Origin of the sequence: Pseudorhodoplanes sp., assembly GCF_035565855.1 — a bacterium.
Classification (GTDB): Bacteria; Pseudomonadota; Alphaproteobacteria; order Rhizobiales; family Xanthobacteraceae; genus Pseudorhodoplanes.
The window spans coordinates 1-14,642 of sequence record NZ_DATMRX010000062.1 but is presented as its reverse complement, the minus strand read 5'-3'; the positions used below and the strand labels follow the sequence as shown (position 1 = coordinate 14,642).

Here is a 14,642-nt window from a genome sequence, read left to right as displayed (position 1 = left end):
GCTGCGGCAAGGTCGGACTATTCGACTTTCATCGTGCGAAGGAAGCGATCGAGATCGGCGTTCAGGCCGCCGAGCGTGCGATCCCTGACATCAACGACGCGATCGCCGCCCTCACCTGAGGCGATCGCGTCGCGTTGTATTTGCTGGATACCCTCAAGCCGTCTGGATGTAATCGCGCATCGCGTCCTGTTCGAACTGAAGTTCGGTCAGCCGGTACTTCACCACATCGCCGATCGAAATGATCCCTGTGAGCGCGCCGTCATCCGTTACAGGAAGATGCCGGAACTTGCCCGCGGTCATTCGCTCCATCAGCACCGCGACCGTATCCCTCGGCGTGCAGGTCACGACCTTGCGGGTCATGACATCCGTCAATGGCAGCTGCAGCGCTTCGCCGCCGTGCTGCGCCAGGGCACGAACGATGTCGCGTTCCGAAAGAATCCCGATGATGCGGCCGCCAGCACCGGTCACGACCAGCGCTCCAATCTTTCGCTCTGACAGGATCTTCGTGGCTTCCGCTAACGTGGCGGTGGGTGCGATCGTCGCAACATCGCGGCCCTTGGCGGAGAGGATCGACTTAACGATCATGGACGCCTCCTTTCGAAGCGGGCCCCGCGACGGGCAGAACCCGCGCAATGCATCTCAACCGGACGCTAGCTTGAGTGTTCCACGAGAATGCGGAGTTTGCCAGCGGCAAGCTTGCTGCAATGCATCAGGCCGCGTCGCGCTCGTCCCGTTGTGATGCAACTCCGACCGGATCGAACCAGCTGAATAATACCAGTCCGGCAATGAACCCGCCGACATGCGCCTGCCATGCAACCGGTTGTTCGTTACCGGTGATCGAAACAGAGCCGATGCCGAACAGAAGATTGAGGCCGAACCACACCGCGAGAAACACGAGGACGCGCGGATCACGGAAGGTATCGACCAGCGAAAGCGCCGGGACCCGGTAAGACGAATGTGATCCGCCGAATGACAGCGGCCCGCCGCGCTGAAATGCGAACCGCATCGCGCCGGACATGGTTCCGGAAATCGCTCCGGACGCACCAATCATCGGCGCCAATTGTCCGAAATGTGTCAGCAAATGTGCAAGCGCACCGGCTGCCGCGCACACCGCGCAGAAGGCGAGGAAACGCATAGCGCCGAAGCGGCGCGCCAGCGGCGTTCCGAAAGCCAGCAGCCACACCGAATTGAACAGCAAATGCATCCAGTCGGCATGCAGAAAGGCATAGGTGATAAACGTCCACGCATCGGCTGCCGTACCGCCGGGCCATGCAGCTCCGGAAAGAATATTGGTTTCGTAGCGCGCCGGAATGAACGCGAACATCAGCAGCACTTCGACATCGGCGGGCTCCGAGAGAAGCGACCGGGCCGCATGGACGAGGAAAAGCACCGCCAAGGTTGCGATGAGCACGCCTGGGACGTTGAAGATCGGTTCGCGGGACGAAGAAGATTGCATGGGCGGGTGTATCCGTCGCCCTAGTCACCCGCCTGAACCGCAACTTCAAGTCAAATCGAAGCAAAGCGGCACAAAAAACACGATGGGGAGAGCCCTGTGCGGCTCTCCCCATGCGCGGTCCCGACGCGCGGCGCGCGAAGATCGCACCGTCACGTCCCCTGCGTCGCGAGCCAATTGGGCTCGGGACTTATTGCGCCGGCACCCTACCGGCACCGGGCGGCAGTGACCTCCGTAACCTCTTGTTAACGATAACGCCCCGGCGGTGTGCACGGCTGCAGGCACGCGTCATGCACCCCCTTCGCCAACGGCAACGGTTCGGCTCCACTCTGTTCCGGTTCGGAACAGATTCGCTGCCCGCACCCCAAGATGTGATCCATGAAACGACGGGCGACACAAGACCTGTTCGAATACTGGGACGCGCTGCGCGGCAGTCGGCCTGCGCCCGCGCGCAACGATATCGATCCGGGCGCGATCCGATCGTGCTTGCCCCATACCTTTGTCCTGAGCTTCGCTCCGGGACACGGATATCCATTCCAGATCGCAGGGACCTCGGTCTGCGCAATGTTCGGCGCGGAACTGAGCCGCACGCGCTTCGACCGGCTTTGGGCCGCGGACCAGCAGGAGCGCGTCCGCGATCTTATCGCCGCCGTCATCGCCGATCTCGAGCCGGCGACGGTTAGCGTCATCGGGCACAATCCGGACGGAGAGACGATCGACCTGGACATGGTCGCCCTGCCGCTGAGCGTTGCCGACGGCCCGCCCCGCATCCTTGGTGCGTTCGCGGCCGTCACGCGACCGTACTGGCTTGGCACGCGCCCGCTCACGACGTTGACGATTGATGAGATTACGCGGCCTGGCGTCGTGGAACACGAGGCTTCTGACCGGTGCGCCGCGAATTATTTCGGCCAGCCGTGGATATCACGAATTTTTCACGGCTAACTCTCCGTTAAGGACGCTTCAATAGGTTTTAACCGTAGTGTGCAATGACACGCGGGCGGCGAGTTCGACATCGGCATCATGGCAGCAACCTTCGGCCATCTCGCTCAGGCGCAGACTCGCATTCTTCCGCATAGCGAAGAACGCCGGCGCTTCCAGCGCGTGAAGGTGAATCTGCTGGGCCGTTACATGCTCGGCGATCGCCGTGAATACCCATGCCAAGTGGTGAACATGTCGCCGGGAGGCATGGCGGTTTTCGCGCCGGTCTTCCCGCAGATCGGCGAACGGGTGATCGCCTATATCGATCACGTCGGCCGTCTCGAGGGCGTTTGCACCCGCCATTTCGACAACGGTTTTGCGTCAACGATTGCAGCCACCGCCCGCAAGCGCGACAAGCTTGCCGCCCAGCTCACCTGGCTTGCGAACCGGCATCTGCTCGCCTCCCCGGAAGACCGCAGGCACGGCCGCTTCGCGCCGCGCAATCCGATGACGATGCTGGTGCTGCCGAATGGCGTGAATATCGGCTGCCGGCTGATCGACGTTTCGCTCTCGGGCGCCGCGGTCGCAACCGATCAGCGGCCCCCGCTCGGCGCCCTTGTCACCATCGGCAAGGTGCAAGGCCGCGTAGTCCGTCACCTCGACGAAGGCTTCGCCGTAGAGTTTCTGCGGCTGCAGCATCCGGACTTCCTTGAAGAAAGCGTGACCGCCGGGTAAACGCCCACCGGACGCTTAATCCCTTCCCCGGCTCAAGAGTCAGCAAAGACGCGCGGTTTGGGCCTCGCAACGTCCGGACCTTGTTGTCGTGGTTGCGAGCCTTCCGCCGCATTGTTGACACGCAAGAATGCGATATTTCTCAAGCCATGAGGACATGTCGGCATCATGCGTAGACACAGATCGAACCCAAGATCGATTCAATTTTAATCGATTTCGATTCAAGTGAATCGCAAATTTGTCGCTCTCTTTAGTCGCTTTCGCTTCAAAGGCGGATGCTCGACTTAGCGGCACCTCAAAATCTTTGTGCGAAGTGTGACCCAACGATAAGGGAAGGGTCACGCGGTGCGACGAGTTCTCCTCAACATAAGCGGCAGCGCAAGAATAGCCGCAGCAGGGTGCTTAATTGCATTTGGAAGTGCAGCAACCGCAGCTCCGCGCCCGCTCTTCGTCTCCGTCGGCGAGACCGCTCGTCCCCCCATCGGATGGGTCGAATTCTGTTCAGACAATCCGCGCGAATGCAATACCGCACCGTCGGCGCCGCGCGATGTGATTCTCACCACCAAGGCGTGGAAAGATCTCGTTCGTGTCAACAAGTGGGTCAACGAGACGATCAAGCCGATCACCGATCTCGACCAGTGGGGTGTCGTGGAGAAATGGTCCTATCCCGACACCGGTCGCGGCGATTGCGAAGATTATGTGCTGCTCAAGCGTCGCATGCTGATCCAGGCCGGCTGGCCGCGCGAAGCATTGCTGATCACCGTGGTCCGTGAGCGCAACGGCGACGGTCACGCGGTTCTCACCGTGAAGACCGACAAGGGCGAGTTCATTCTGGACAACCAATATCCCGACATCCTGCTGTGGTCGGACACCAATTACCGGTTCGTGAAGCGGCAGTCGCAGCACGACCAGAATGTCTGGATTTCGCTTGGCGATCCGCGGCCGACCATGTCGACCGCAACCTCACGCTGAAGACAGTGAAGAACGAGGCATAGAAAACGCGATCCCGGTCACGTCCCCCACCCCTCCCCGTCCCAGACCGGGCTCGTGGCGGCCGGCTCTCCCCCCAAGAGCCGGCCGCATCTTTTTGCGCATTGATCAGCCGAACAAATTCCGGATGTCGGCCCCCCTTGGACATGCCTGCGGATCGCAGGACGCCACCCGAGACGGACTCACGAAATCAAGTGATGAGGCGGATCAGAAATCTCGGACATGCGTCAACGCATCACGATTGCCGAAGACCGTCCGCTTTTCTTTGCGGAGAGATCGCTGGCATTCGAACCAGCACTGGGGCAGCGACGAGGCGTCATTAGCTTCGAACGAATTCGACGCCAACCCGCGATTGCGATTGCCAGACCAGACGGCAACTGCGCCGGATATAGTCCGGCTTGATGATCACGGAAAAGCCTTTCGGCAAGACCGGCCGGAATTCGAATTCGAGGCATGCTCCCGCATGGGACATGTCGAGAATCGCGCAATCGACGATGCCCGCCACGCCAAAGCTGATCGAGCCTGAGTGTGACGTCCTCTGACGTTGCGATTTGCGCCGTTCCAGCATGACAGCGGTCCGAAGAAATTTGACCGCAACCTAAGCCGACCGTTCTAATTCGAAATAAATGCGATCGCGTAATCGGGCCAGACGCCGTTGACGGTAAGTTAACGCTATTCGTCCCGGGGCACTGACTTCAGGGCGAACTCGCCGGATATCGGCAGGTTCAGCCGATCTGCTTCAGACCCGTGGCGTAGTCGCGCGAGCGGCGAACATACACATCGGCGCCCGCACGAATCTGCGCAATGGCCTTCTCGTCGAGGCTGCGAATGACGCGCGCCGGCGAGCCGACGATCAGCGAATTGTCCGGGAATGACTTTCCTTCGGTGACCAGCGCGCCCGCGCCGACCAGCGAATTGTTGCCGATGCGCGCGCCGTTCAACACGATGGCGCCCATGCCGATCAGGCTGTTGTTGCCGACGGTGCAGCCATGCAGCAGGACCTGGTGACCGATGACGCAATTCTCGCCGATGGTGACCGGAAACCCGGGGTCGGTGTGTACCGTCGCGTTGTCCTGGATCTGCGAGCGCGAGCCAAGCTCAATCCATTCGTTGTCGCCGCGCAGCACCGCGCCGAACCAGACGCTGGTTTCGCTCTTCAACCGCACCTTGCCGATCAGCACGGCGGTGTCGGCCACCCAGTAACGCTTGTCGTCGGGAAATTCGGGGGCCTGCCCCTCGAGCGCATAGATCGGCATAGTCGCACTTTCACCAGAGACGGATGCGCTCAGCCAATTCCGAGCGCCGCGACCACCACCATAACGAATTTTCCGGAGAGGAGACTCCAGCATCCGGCGACGACGGTTGCGACCATGGCGGTCAGGAAATTCTCCACACCGGGCCTGCGCAACATGATGGCATCCCGGATCAGAATGAACGGGGCGGCAAACACAAGGAATGGAACATGGGCTGCCGCGGCAGGCCCTGTTCCGTCGCCGAAGATGTTGAAGGATGCCGGCCGCGCCATCACGAGCTGGTATCCCGTTGAAAGCAGCCCGGCGACGGAAAATCCCAGCAGAAGAACATAAAGGGAATGCAGCGCTCCCGCAGACACGATCGTTCAACTCCGGATCACTCGAACAACGCCTCCATGTGACAAAGCGCGCCGGGCCGCGCCACCGCTTCGTTAAAAAAGGGTAAACGGACGAAAAATCTTATCGCGGCGCGCCTTAAGCGGGCGCGCCTATACTCGCGCTTGATTCGCGAACGGCTGGGGAACCGTCATGACGATGGCGCACACGCATCAAGCCCCCTATCCGCGGCCAAAACGCCGCGGCAGGCGGCGGCCGCGTGGCACGCTGTGGCTGCCCATTGCTCTCTTCGCCGCAGGCGTGATCGCCGCCGGAAGCTGGGTCGCCTACATTCTGTGGCCGCGCTGGCCGGCAGCGGACCTCACCGTCGATGCCCCCTCGCTGCCGATTACGGTCAACGGCGTCAATTTCAACATTCCGCCCGCCGCTATCCGCAACAAGGTCCAGCGGAAGCCGGGAACGCAGGAGCGGGTCGATCTGGTGTTTCTGTGGCCGTCACTGACGCCGCCGGATCCCGCCGTTAAGCCGGGACCTGCAGCCTCCTCGCACGCTATCGACCGGATCTTTGTCACGGTGAGCGCCTACGGCAACACGCTGCCGCCGCTCGAGCGATTCAACACGATCTATCCGCGCTACCTGGACTCCAGCCTGTCCACGACGCCTGACGGCCTGACGCTCCGGCCCTTCCGGAAGGGCACGCCGTATCAGGGCGAGGACATCATCTATGACGACCGCAATCCGGGTCGCTTCATGGTTCGCTGTACACAGGATGCCGCTACAGGCACGACGATCGGAATGTGCCTGTTCGAGCGCCGCATCGAGCAGGCGGATCTCACCGCCCGCTTTCCCAGGGCTTGGCTGTCGGACTGGTCAACGGTGTCGGAACGACTGGAGACGTTGATCAGGCAGCTGCGCGGATCCCATCGATAGAATCCGCGCCGACGTAATTTGCCCGTCTCGCCGGGTCGGTGGCTCACCGGCCCTTGATGTTCGATCAGGGCTCCAGATCGGTATCCAGGATCGACATGTTGAAATTGTAGGACTTGTCGCCGTCCTCATCGTCGAGGAACAGCACGCCGATGAACTCTTCGCCGATATAGACTTCGGCGGAGTCGTCCTTCTTCGGGCGCGGCACCACACGGATTCTCGGATTGTCGAACAGCCGCTTCAGATACGCGTCGAGCTTCTTGATTTCCTGGACGTCCACGAGCGCCCCCTCTCCTGCGGTTCATGTGTTGCCGGAGCGCGACGGCCGTTCGACAATCCAATGTCGCATCGCCACGCGCAATTGAACGCAGGCGGACGCCCACGCATTCCAAGGCTCAATACGGCAGACGCGGCCTGACGCAAAGCCGGAAATGTGAAAAGTCTCAGTTGCCGATGTCGAACAGCATGTCCATGCGCCGCGACGGCTCGGCACAGCCGGCCGTCCCCACCACACGCGCCGGCACACCCGCGACCGTGACGTTGTTCGGCACCGGCTTGATCACCACCGAGCCCGAGGCAATGCGCGCGCAATGCCCGACCTCGATATTGCCGAGAATCTTCGCACCGGCTCCGATCAGGACGCCGCGCCGGATCTTGGGATGACGATCGCCATCTTCCTTCCCGGTGCCGCCGAGCGTCACGCCATGCAGCATCGAGACGTCGTCATCGATCACCGCTGTTTCTCCCACCACGAGTCCCGTGGCGTGGTCGAGGAAAATCCCGCGGCCGATCTTCGCGGCGGGGTGGATGTCGCACTGGAAGACAGCGGAGGACCGGCTCTGCAGATAGAGCGCGAAATCCTTGCGGCCCTTGCGATAAAGCCAATGTGCGAGGCGATGGGTGACTATGGCGTGAAAGCCCTTGTAATACAGCACAGGCTCGATGAAGCGGTCGGTTGCCGGGTCGCGATCGATGGTCGCAACGATATCGGCCCGGAAAGCATCGCCGATCGAAGGTTCGTCCGACAAAGCATCCGAATAGGCCTGCCGGATCATCTCGCCCGAGACATCATGGTGATCGAGCCTCTCGGTCGCGCGATGCACGACGGCCGCTTCCAGCGTGTCATGGTGCAGGATCGTCGAGTAGATGAAGCTCGCGAGTGCAGGCTCGGCGCGCACAATCGCCTCGGCCTCCTCGCGGACTTTTGCCCAGACCGGATCGACCTTCCCGACCGTGTTTGCCGGCTTCACTTGATAATGGGCCATGCCACGCCTCGCCTTTCGGTTTTCGCAGCTAACACATAAAGGTTGAAAATGATCTCCGCCACCCTGCAATTTCGCTGGATTGGCGCTGCGGATCACGCATGTCTGTAGAATAATTTTCTACGACCCTCGCTACCGGTCCGGACGCCCGCAACTGTTCAGGGAAGCGGCCCGGCTTTCGACCGCGATCGGTCGAGGAAATCGACCACCGCAGAAGCGAAGTGATCGTTTGCGTCGCCGGCAACCATGTGCCGCGCTCCGCCCACATCGACATATTCGGCCTGCGGCACGAGTTCGAGAAATTCGCGGGCGTGGGCCTCCTGCACGAGCTCCGAAGAACCGCCCCGCACCAGCATGGCCGGCACCTTGATGTTGCGCGCCGCGTCCAGCATCGATGCCTCGAGGCGCTTGCGGTCCGGATCGAAGCTCTTGCGGCCTTCCATGAACCGGGGATCCCAGTGCCAGCGCCAGCGCCCATCGGCGCCGAGCCGCAGATTCTTCTTGAGGCCTTCAGTGCTCTTCGGGCGGGGACGATGCGGCAGATATTCCGCCACGGCGTCCGCCGCCTCCTCGATCGTGGCAAAGCCCTCCTTGGCATGCGCACGCATGAAACCCTGCACCTTGTCGACGCCCTCATAATCAACACGCGGCGTGATATCGACCAGCACCAGTGAAGCCAGCACATGCTCGCCGCTATCGCGGAAGGTCTCGCCTTCGGCGAGCATCGAGGCAATGCCTCCCATCGAAGCACCGATCGCCGCCGGCCTGATGCCGTGTTGTCGCGTGAGTTCGTCCGCCAACGCCTTCACGTCGCTGGCGAAATGCGGAAACTGATAGCCCCCATCGGCAACCCACTCGGAATCGCCATGGCCGCGCTGGTCGATCGCATAGGCAATCCAGCCGCGACGCGCGAGTTGGGCCGCCGTTGCGCGCCAGGCGTGACGCGTCTGGCCGCCACCATGCAGCAGCATGACCGGCTGCCCCTGGTCGCCGAAGACATCGCTGACGAGCTTGTTGCCGTTGGCTCCGGTGAAGATCGCCGTTTGCGGCGCGACATGCTTGGTCATGGATATCGCCTAAGCCCTTTCGGCCAGAAACTGCAAGACTGCGGCCTTGAACGTCTTGTCGCCGACCGCGAGCATGTGGTCGCGGCCGGGAATATCGAATGCGCGGGCGTTCGGCATGATGGCCGCGAGCTTGCCGGCAGGGCCGGCGACGTCGTCCTTGGTTCCGACCGCCACAAGCGTCGGGACCGCGATCCTCCCGGCTTCCTCCTCCGACAACACCTGCCGCGATCCCCGAATGCATGCAGCAAGAGCGCGGCGGTCGGATTTGGTCTGTTCGGCAAAGCTTCGGAAGGTTCGCGCCATCGGGTCGGTGACCTCGGCGAGCGACGGCGCTTCCAGCGCCTCCGCGATGGTTTCGGGCAGGCCGACGCCATCGATCAGCTTGTAGCCGAGCCCGCCGAGGATCGCCGAGCGGACCCGCTCCGGATGGGCCAGCGCCAGAAAGGCCGTGATGCGGGCCCCCATCGAATAGCCGAATATGTCGGCCTTCTCGATCTTCAGGTGGTCTAGTAGCGCGCGAGCGTCCTCGGCCATAAGCGCGGTGCGATAGTCCGCGGGGTCATAAAGTTTGGTGGACTGCCCGTGCCCGCGATTGTCGAGCGCGATTACACGGCGTCCGGCACCGGTCAGGGTCGAGACCCAGCCGGGATAGACCCAGTTGACCTCGCGGTTCGAGGCGAAGCCGTGAATGAGGACAACGGGATCGCCCTTCCCCTCGTCGAGGTAGGCGATCTCGACGGGACCGTTCCGGAAACTTGGCATGTCGAAATGTGCGGCCTTTGCGAAAGCGGGCGGAACCTACCCCTGAGCCGCAGCGGTTGCCAAGCGCCGCTGACGCTCGACTTCGCGTTTCGCGCGGCGGACCTTCCGGCGTTGCAGACCTCGCCACGTGGCCCGCTCGACCGCCCCCTTGGCGGCGGAAACGAAGCCGAACAGGGTCAGAGCGGCCCACAAGACCCAGAGCGACAGGTCGAAGGCCGCGACCGTCAAAGCGATTGCGCCACGGCCGAGAAATTTGAGGATTGCCCGGGTCTTGCCGCCTTCCTTTTCGGCAAGCTTGGCAACCCGGGCCATCTCGCGCGGCGAATCCGAGATTTTCAACCCGTCGAGCGCGGCCCGCGCCCCGGCCTTGGCCTGGACCTCGCCGACATTGCGAGTCATCCGGAACAGGTCGTCGGCCTTCTCGATCTTCACCGCCTCGCGCACCGCACGGGCGGTCATTGCCGGATTGGTCACCGACATGCCATCGACCGCCTTGCGCAACGCCGGCCCGTCGATCACCGACCGCAGGGTGCGACCGACCGATTCCGCCATCCGCGCGGAAAGCCGTCCGGTCTTGCGGGCCGCCTTCACCAGCGAAAGACCGACCCGCGCGGGGGCGCCTGTGCCAAGTGACGCATAGGTGCCGGCGGTGACCGCGATCCCCACCGCCGAGAGGCCGAGGATCAGATGATCGACCTCCTTGCCCTGCGCGTAGCGCGAGCCTTCGCGAACCGCATCGCGGATATCGCCGAACACAAACAGGTCGCCGAGCGCGGTCCCGGCGAGGCTCACAAGATCGTCCGGTTCGCCAACGATCAGGCCGCGGGTAAAATTCTCGGCCGTCTTGAGCGTACTCGCCGCTTGTTCGACGGCGGCATCGACCCTTGCGACAAGGTCAGGCGCAAGCGCGACCTTACGGTCGCGTGCGAGTTCGACGAAGCTCCTGGCGAGATCGGCGTCATCGGCGGCGAGCGCGGCCTCGATCTCGCGGGTTGCCGCGGCGCTGTCGAAGCTGCGCGCCAGCTTGCGGTCGGCAAGCTCTGCAGGCTCGTCCTGGACCAGCAGCAGCCAGCCCGCCTCGATGGCCGGCGGCAGCAACGCCAAGGCCCCGATGCCGAAAATCCCGGCCGCAATCATCAGCAGCCGCATGCGGATCAGGGCCGCCCGCATCGGTCCGGCCGGTGGTTGTGGGATATGCATCGGAACGGGTCTCGCAGCCCCGGATCAGCCCTTAAAGTGAGATGTTGCAGTTTTTCGGACATTTCAAGGAGACGTGCGCATAACCGCTGGCACCCGTCTCGGTTTCCGCAGGCCGAGTTCCTGGTTAACGGCATTGATTCAGATACCCGCGCCGCTATGGTGCCGCGCAACAGTTCGAATCCGACCAGAATTCCGGGGTTAGCAACGATGGCCGATCACGTCGTTCCGCATTTCCACAATGAAGCCGGCGTCGCCGTCATCGAGATCGGCTCGAAGGAATTCATGTGCATCGGGGCGCGCCCGCCCTTCGATCACCCCCACATCTTCTGCGATATGGGCGACGATACCGAGATCATCTGCGAATATTGCTCCACCCTCTATCGCTACGATCCGAAGCTCGATCCGGATGAATCACGGCCCGCCGACTGCGCCTGGACCGCGCCACAGGCGGCTTAAGTCCCTTCCCGCGCCGACGTGGCATCCTCGCGGACCATTCTGATCGCGGGAGCCGGTATTGGCGGACTGACAGCGGCGCTGACCCTTAGTCGCATCGGCTATCGCGTCTTGATCGCCGAGCAGGCCAGCGCACTGAGCGACGTCGGCGCGGGCATCCAGCTCTCCCCCAATGCAACGCATGTTCTGCAAGCGCTCGGCGTCACGGACCGCCTCGCCGCCACCGCCGTCGTCCCGGCAGGCCTTTCGATCCGCAGCGCACGCAGTGGCGCCGAAATCGCCTACATGCCGATGGGCCCCGCTTTCGCCTTTCGCTACGGCGCGCCCTACTGGATGTTGCATCGCGGCGACCTGCAGGCCGCGCTTGCGCAGGCCGTGTCCGAGCACCCGGACATCGAACTCAAGCTCGGGGCCCGGATCGAGGATTTCGCGGTCCATGCCCATGGCGTTACCGCGCAGCTCCGCGACGCACGCGGTGTGACCGAGGAGCGCGCACCGATCCTGATCGGCGCCGATGGCTTGTGGTCCACGATCCGAACGCGGCTCGGCGATCCATCGAAGCCGGTGTTTCGCGAGCGGACCGCGTGGCGCGCACTCATCCCGGCATCGGTCGTCCCGGAAGAGTTCCGGCAGCCGGTGACACGGCTGTGGCTCGGGGGAAACGCGCATCTCGTCCATTATCCCGTGCGCGGCGGGACCCTGATCAACGTGGTGGCGATCGTGCGCGACCGCTGGAAAGCGCCGGGCTGGTCAGCCCCCGGTTCACGTGACGAATTGCTGCGTCGGTTCAGACGCTGGCCGAAGGCCGCGCGCGCGCTCGTCGAAATTCCGGAGAGCTGGCTGAAATGGGCGCTGTTCGACCGCGAGGAGCCAGGCTTTCGTGGGCACGGGCCAGTCACGCTGATCGGCGATGCATCGCATCCCATGCTGCCATTTCTGGCGCAGGGCGCCGCAATGGCCATTGAAGATGCCGCGGTGCTGGCGCGCTGCCTCGCCTCGCCCAGCACCGATCCTGAACCCGCCTTGCGGCGCTACGAAGCGATCCGCCATGCGCGCGTCAAACGGGTCCAGCAGGAAGCACGCGCCAACAGCCGCACCTATCACATGGCGGGCTTTGCGGCGCTCGCCCGCAACATGACGATGCGGCTGATGGGCGGAGAGCGGCTTCGCGCCCGCTACGACTGGCTCTATGATTGGCGTCCGGACTGATCCTGACACCATGCGATCGGCTTGATCAACAACACCGGGATAGCGGGGATGCTCATGTTCGAAACCACGATCGCGGGCAGTCTGCCGAAACCGTCCTGGCTTGCCGAACCGGAGAAGCTCTGGGCCGGCTGGCGCTTGCAAGGCGACACACTGACCGAAGGCAAGCGCGACGCTACCATCCTCGCCGTGAAGCTGCAGGAGGATTGCGGGATCGACATCGTCTCCGACGGTGAACAGGCGCGCCAGCATTTCGTACACGGATTTCTGGAGCGCATCGGCGGGATCGATTTCAAGAACAAGGTCGAGATGGGAATCCGCGCCGACCGCTACAAAGCGATGGTGCCGGTGGTGATCGCGCCGCTGCAGCTCAAGGGGCGCGTTCACGAGATGGAAGCGAAAGCTGCACGCGCTCACACCGCACGCAAGCTGAAATTCACCCTGCCCGGTCCGATGACCATCGCCGACACGATCGCCGACCGTCATTACGGCGATCGCGTCAAGATGGCTTTCGCCTTCGCCGATTGCCTGAACCAGGAGGCGCGTGCGCTCGAAGCGGACGGCGTCGATGTCATTCAATTCGACGAGCCGGCTTTCAATGTCTTCATGGGCGAAGTCACCGACTGGGGTATCGAGGCGCTTCACCGGGCGAGCGCCGGGCTCTCCTGCAAGACCGCCGTGCACATCTGCTATGGCTACGGCATCAAGGCGAATGTCGATTGGAAGAACACACTCGGCGAGGAGTGGCGGCAATACGAGCAGATCTTCCCGGCGCTGGCGGGAAGCCGGATCGATCAGGTCTCGGTGGAGTGCCGCAATTCGAGAGTGCCGCTGTCCCTGCTCTCATTGCTGAAAGGCAAGGACGTCCTGGTCGGTGCGATCGATGTCGCAAGCGACGTCGTCGAAACGCCGGAGGAGGTCGCGGCCACGATCGAAGCCGCGATGCAATATGTTCCGAAGGAGCGGATCATTGCCTGCACCAATTGCGGGATGGCGCCGATGAGCCGCGCTGTCGCCGAGGGCAAACTGAAGGCGTTGGCCGCCGGCGCGAGGCTCGCACGGCAGCGGCACGGCTAGATCGGTTTCGCTTTCACAAAAGCAGCTGAGCTAGCGGTCAGCGCGGCCAAGCACCGCCATCAATTCCGCGATCTTCTGGCGCTGATCGGCGCGGTTGCCCGAGGCAATCGCATCCTCGACGCAATGGGCGACATGATCGCGCAAAATCTCTTCCTCCACCCGCCGCAAGGCGGCGCGCACCGCCGAAATCTGCGTCACGATATCGATGCAGTAACGGTCCTCGTCGACCATGCGCGCAAGACCGCGCACCTGCCCCTCGATGCGCTGCAATCTTTTCGTGACCTTGCTCTTGGCTTCGTCATGCATGACCGTTATATACCCCTACCGGGTATAGGTTACAAGAGAGACTGCCATGGCCAGTCACGGTCATCACGCCTGCTGCCAGTCGAAGGACGCACACGCGGGATATGCGCCTGCGGGTGCGACCGAACGCGACCCGGTTTGCGGCATGACGGTCGATCCGCACACGGCGAAGCACCGCCACGTCCATCACGGCCAGCCCTATTATTTCTGTTCGGCGGGTTGCCGGACCAAATTCATCGCCGAACCCGACAAGTACCTTTCGCCGGAAAAACGCCAGGCGGAGCCGGTGCCGGAGGGCACGATCTACACCTGCCCCATGCATCCGCAGATCCGCCAGATCGGTCCCGGATCCTGCCCGATCTGCGGGATGGCGCTCGAACCCGAGCTCGCAACGGCTGACACCGGTCCCAATCCCGAACTCGCCGACATGACCCGCAGATTCTGGGTCGGATTGGCGCTCGCCCTTCCCGTCTTTGCGCTGGAAATGGGATCGCACCTGACAGGCGGGCATGGCCTTATGCCGCAGCCCTGGTCGAACATCGTGCAATTCGCGCTGGCGACTCCGGTTGTGCTGTGGGCCGGCTGGCCGTTCTTCGTGCGCGGCTGGCAATCAATTGTCACCCGCAACCTCAACATGTTCACGCTCATCGCGCTCGGGACCGGCGTTGCGTGGCTCTACAGCGTGATCGCCACCTTCGCGCCG

Annotated in this window: 19 protein-coding genes; 8 read left to right on the top strand and 11 right to left on the bottom strand. The window is 63.0% G+C overall.

Going from position 1 to position 14,642, the window contains the following annotated elements; all coding sequences use genetic code 11:
- Nucleotides 1–153 precede the first annotated feature (153 nt).
- Together VN004_RS03640 and VN004_RS03635 are read right to left on the bottom strand one after the other, a co-directional pair.
- A complete protein-coding gene (locus VN004_RS03640) occupies nt 154–585 on the bottom strand; it encodes a CBS domain-containing protein (RefSeq protein WP_325607122.1) in 432 nt (143 codons plus the stop codon).
- A gap of 124 nt (nt 586–709) precedes the next feature.
- A complete protein-coding gene (locus VN004_RS03635; protein ID WP_325607120.1) occupies nt 710–1,456 on the bottom strand; it encodes a rhomboid family intramembrane serine protease in 747 nt (248 codons plus the stop codon).
- Nucleotides 1,457–1,831: 375 nt separating this feature from the next.
- Here VN004_RS03635 and VN004_RS03630 point away from each other — a divergent pair, with 375 nt between their 5' ends.
- From VN004_RS03630 to VN004_RS03620, 3 genes are all read left to right on the top strand, one after another.
- Nucleotides 1,832–2,395, top strand: coding sequence for a PAS domain-containing protein (locus VN004_RS03630; RefSeq protein WP_325607118.1), 564 nt, complete (start codon nt 1,832–1,834; stop codon nt 2,393–2,395).
- 78 nt (nt 2,396–2,473) lie between these two features.
- Nucleotides 2,474–3,106, top strand: a complete 633-nt coding sequence (locus tag VN004_RS03625; RefSeq protein WP_325607116.1) for a PilZ domain-containing protein — start codon at nt 2,474–2,476, stop codon at nt 3,104–3,106.
- A 381-nt stretch (nt 3,107–3,487) separates the two neighbouring features.
- Nucleotides 3,488–4,075 (top strand): transglutaminase-like cysteine peptidase, encoded by a 588-nt coding sequence (locus tag VN004_RS03620; protein ID WP_325607123.1) that lies wholly within the window; start codon nt 3,488–3,490, stop codon nt 4,073–4,075.
- 337 nt (nt 4,076–4,412) lie between these two features.
- On the opposite strand, the gene VN004_RS03615 is transcribed toward VN004_RS03620, so the two are convergent.
- The 3 genes from VN004_RS03615 to VN004_RS03605 form a co-directional block, all read right to left on the bottom strand.
- A complete protein-coding gene (locus VN004_RS03615) occupies nt 4,413–4,661 on the bottom strand; it encodes a PilZ domain-containing protein (RefSeq protein WP_325607114.1) in 249 nt (82 codons plus the stop codon).
- A 157-nt stretch (nt 4,662–4,818) separates the two neighbouring features.
- Nucleotides 4,819–5,349, bottom strand: coding sequence for a gamma carbonic anhydrase family protein (locus tag VN004_RS03610; protein WP_325607112.1), 531 nt, complete (start codon nt 5,347–5,349; stop codon nt 4,819–4,821).
- 29 nt (nt 5,350–5,378) lie between these two features.
- Entirely contained in the window at nt 5,379–5,705 is a 327-nt protein-coding gene (locus tag VN004_RS03605; protein ID WP_325607110.1) for a DUF6949 family protein, read from the bottom strand.
- A 169-nt stretch (nt 5,706–5,874) separates the two neighbouring features.
- Between VN004_RS03605 and VN004_RS03600 the strand changes: the two genes are divergently transcribed.
- Nucleotides 5,875–6,612: a hypothetical protein gene (locus VN004_RS03600; RefSeq protein ID WP_325607108.1), complete on the top strand. Its 738-nt coding sequence runs from the start codon at nt 5,875–5,877 to the stop codon at nt 6,610–6,612.
- A gap of 64 nt (nt 6,613–6,676) precedes the next feature.
- Here the strand turns inward: VN004_RS03600 and VN004_RS03595 are convergent, their stop codons facing one another.
- The 5 genes from VN004_RS03595 to VN004_RS03575 form a co-directional block, all read right to left on the bottom strand.
- Entirely contained in the window at nt 6,677–6,889 is a 213-nt protein-coding gene (locus tag VN004_RS03595; protein WP_325607106.1) for a DUF3126 family protein, read from the bottom strand.
- A 163-nt stretch (nt 6,890–7,052) separates the two neighbouring features.
- Nucleotides 7,053–7,874 (bottom strand): serine O-acetyltransferase, encoded by an 822-nt coding sequence (gene cysE / locus VN004_RS03590; RefSeq protein WP_325607104.1) that lies wholly within the window; start codon nt 7,872–7,874, stop codon nt 7,053–7,055.
- A 155-nt stretch (nt 7,875–8,029) separates the two neighbouring features.
- Complete coding sequence (locus VN004_RS03585) at nt 8,030–8,938, bottom strand: alpha/beta hydrolase (RefSeq protein WP_325607102.1); 909 nt, start codon at nt 8,936–8,938, stop codon at nt 8,030–8,032.
- A 9-nt stretch (nt 8,939–8,947) separates the two neighbouring features.
- Nucleotides 8,948–9,700, bottom strand: coding sequence for an alpha/beta hydrolase (locus VN004_RS03580; protein WP_325607100.1), 753 nt, complete (start codon nt 9,698–9,700; stop codon nt 8,948–8,950).
- 36 nt (nt 9,701–9,736) lie between these two features.
- Nucleotides 9,737–10,870 (bottom strand): hypothetical protein, encoded by a 1,134-nt coding sequence (locus VN004_RS03575; protein ID WP_325607098.1) that lies wholly within the window; start codon nt 10,868–10,870, stop codon nt 9,737–9,739.
- A 237-nt stretch (nt 10,871–11,107) separates the two neighbouring features.
- On the opposite strand from VN004_RS03575, the gene VN004_RS03570 reads away from it, so the two are divergent.
- From VN004_RS03570 to VN004_RS03560, 3 genes are read left to right on the top strand one after another with little or no spacing between them, the layout of a single operon-like run.
- Nucleotides 11,108–11,356 carry a zinc-finger domain-containing protein gene (locus tag VN004_RS03570; protein ID WP_325607096.1) on the top strand — a complete coding sequence of 83 codons (249 nt, stop codon included), beginning with the start codon at nt 11,108–11,110 and terminating at the stop codon, nt 11,354–11,356.
- Between the two features lie 18 nt (nt 11,357–11,374).
- Nucleotides 11,375–12,562, top strand: coding sequence for an FAD-dependent monooxygenase (locus VN004_RS03565; RefSeq protein ID WP_325607094.1), 1,188 nt, complete (start codon nt 11,375–11,377; stop codon nt 12,560–12,562).
- Nucleotides 12,563–12,610: 48 nt separating this feature from the next.
- On the top strand, nt 12,611–13,636 hold the full coding sequence (locus VN004_RS03560) for a methionine synthase (protein WP_325607092.1): 1,026 nt from the start codon (nt 12,611–12,613) through the stop codon (nt 13,634–13,636).
- 30 nt (nt 13,637–13,666) lie between these two features.
- Here the strand turns inward: VN004_RS03560 and VN004_RS03555 are convergent, their stop codons facing one another.
- Nucleotides 13,667–13,942, bottom strand: a complete 276-nt coding sequence (locus tag VN004_RS03555) for a metal-sensitive transcriptional regulator (RefSeq protein WP_325607090.1) — start codon at nt 13,940–13,942, stop codon at nt 13,667–13,669.
- Nucleotides 13,943–13,988: 46 nt separating this feature from the next.
- Between VN004_RS03555 and VN004_RS03550 the strand changes: the two genes are divergently transcribed.
- Nucleotides 13,989–14,642 (top strand): YHS domain-containing protein (locus tag VN004_RS03550; RefSeq protein WP_325607088.1); only part of this gene is annotated, 654 nt, incomplete at its 3' end.

Coding starts and splice junctions, on each gene's coding strand:
- VN004_RS03640 (WP_325607122.1), bottom strand. CDS start 585: ATGATCGTTAAGTCGATCCTCTCCGCCAAGGGCCGCGATGTTGCGACG.
- VN004_RS03635 (WP_325607120.1), bottom strand. CDS start 1,456: ATGCAATCTTCTTCGTCCCGCGAACCGATCTTCAACGTCCCAGGCGTG.
- VN004_RS03630 (WP_325607118.1), top strand. CDS start 1,832: ATGAAACGACGGGCGACACAAGACCTGTTCGAATACTGGGACGCGCTG.
- VN004_RS03625 (WP_325607116.1), top strand. CDS start 2,474: ATGGCAGCAACCTTCGGCCATCTCGCTCAGGCGCAGACTCGCATTCTT.
- VN004_RS03615 (WP_325607114.1), bottom strand. CDS start 4,661: ATGCTGGAACGGCGCAAATCGCAACGTCAGAGGACGTCACACTCAGGC.
- VN004_RS03610 (WP_325607112.1), bottom strand. CDS start 5,349: ATGCCGATCTATGCGCTCGAGGGGCAGGCCCCCGAATTTCCCGACGAC.
- VN004_RS03600 (WP_325607108.1), top strand. CDS start 5,875: ATGACGATGGCGCACACGCATCAAGCCCCCTATCCGCGGCCAAAACGC.
- cysE (WP_325607104.1), bottom strand. CDS start 7,874: ATGGCCCATTATCAAGTGAAGCCGGCAAACACGGTCGGGAAGGTCGAT.
- VN004_RS03585 (WP_325607102.1), bottom strand. CDS start 8,938: ATGACCAAGCATGTCGCGCCGCAAACGGCGATCTTCACCGGAGCCAAC.
- VN004_RS03580 (WP_325607100.1), bottom strand. CDS start 9,700: ATGCCAAGTTTCCGGAACGGTCCCGTCGAGATCGCCTACCTCGACGAG.
- VN004_RS03575 (WP_325607098.1), bottom strand. CDS start 10,870: ATGCGGGCGGCCCTGATCCGCATGCGGCTGCTGATGATTGCGGCCGGG.
- VN004_RS03570 (WP_325607096.1), top strand. CDS start 11,108: ATGGCCGATCACGTCGTTCCGCATTTCCACAATGAAGCCGGCGTCGCC.
- VN004_RS03560 (WP_325607092.1), top strand. CDS start 12,611: ATGCTCATGTTCGAAACCACGATCGCGGGCAGTCTGCCGAAACCGTCC.
- VN004_RS03555 (WP_325607090.1), bottom strand. CDS start 13,942: ATGCATGACGAAGCCAAGAGCAAGGTCACGAAAAGATTGCAGCGCATC.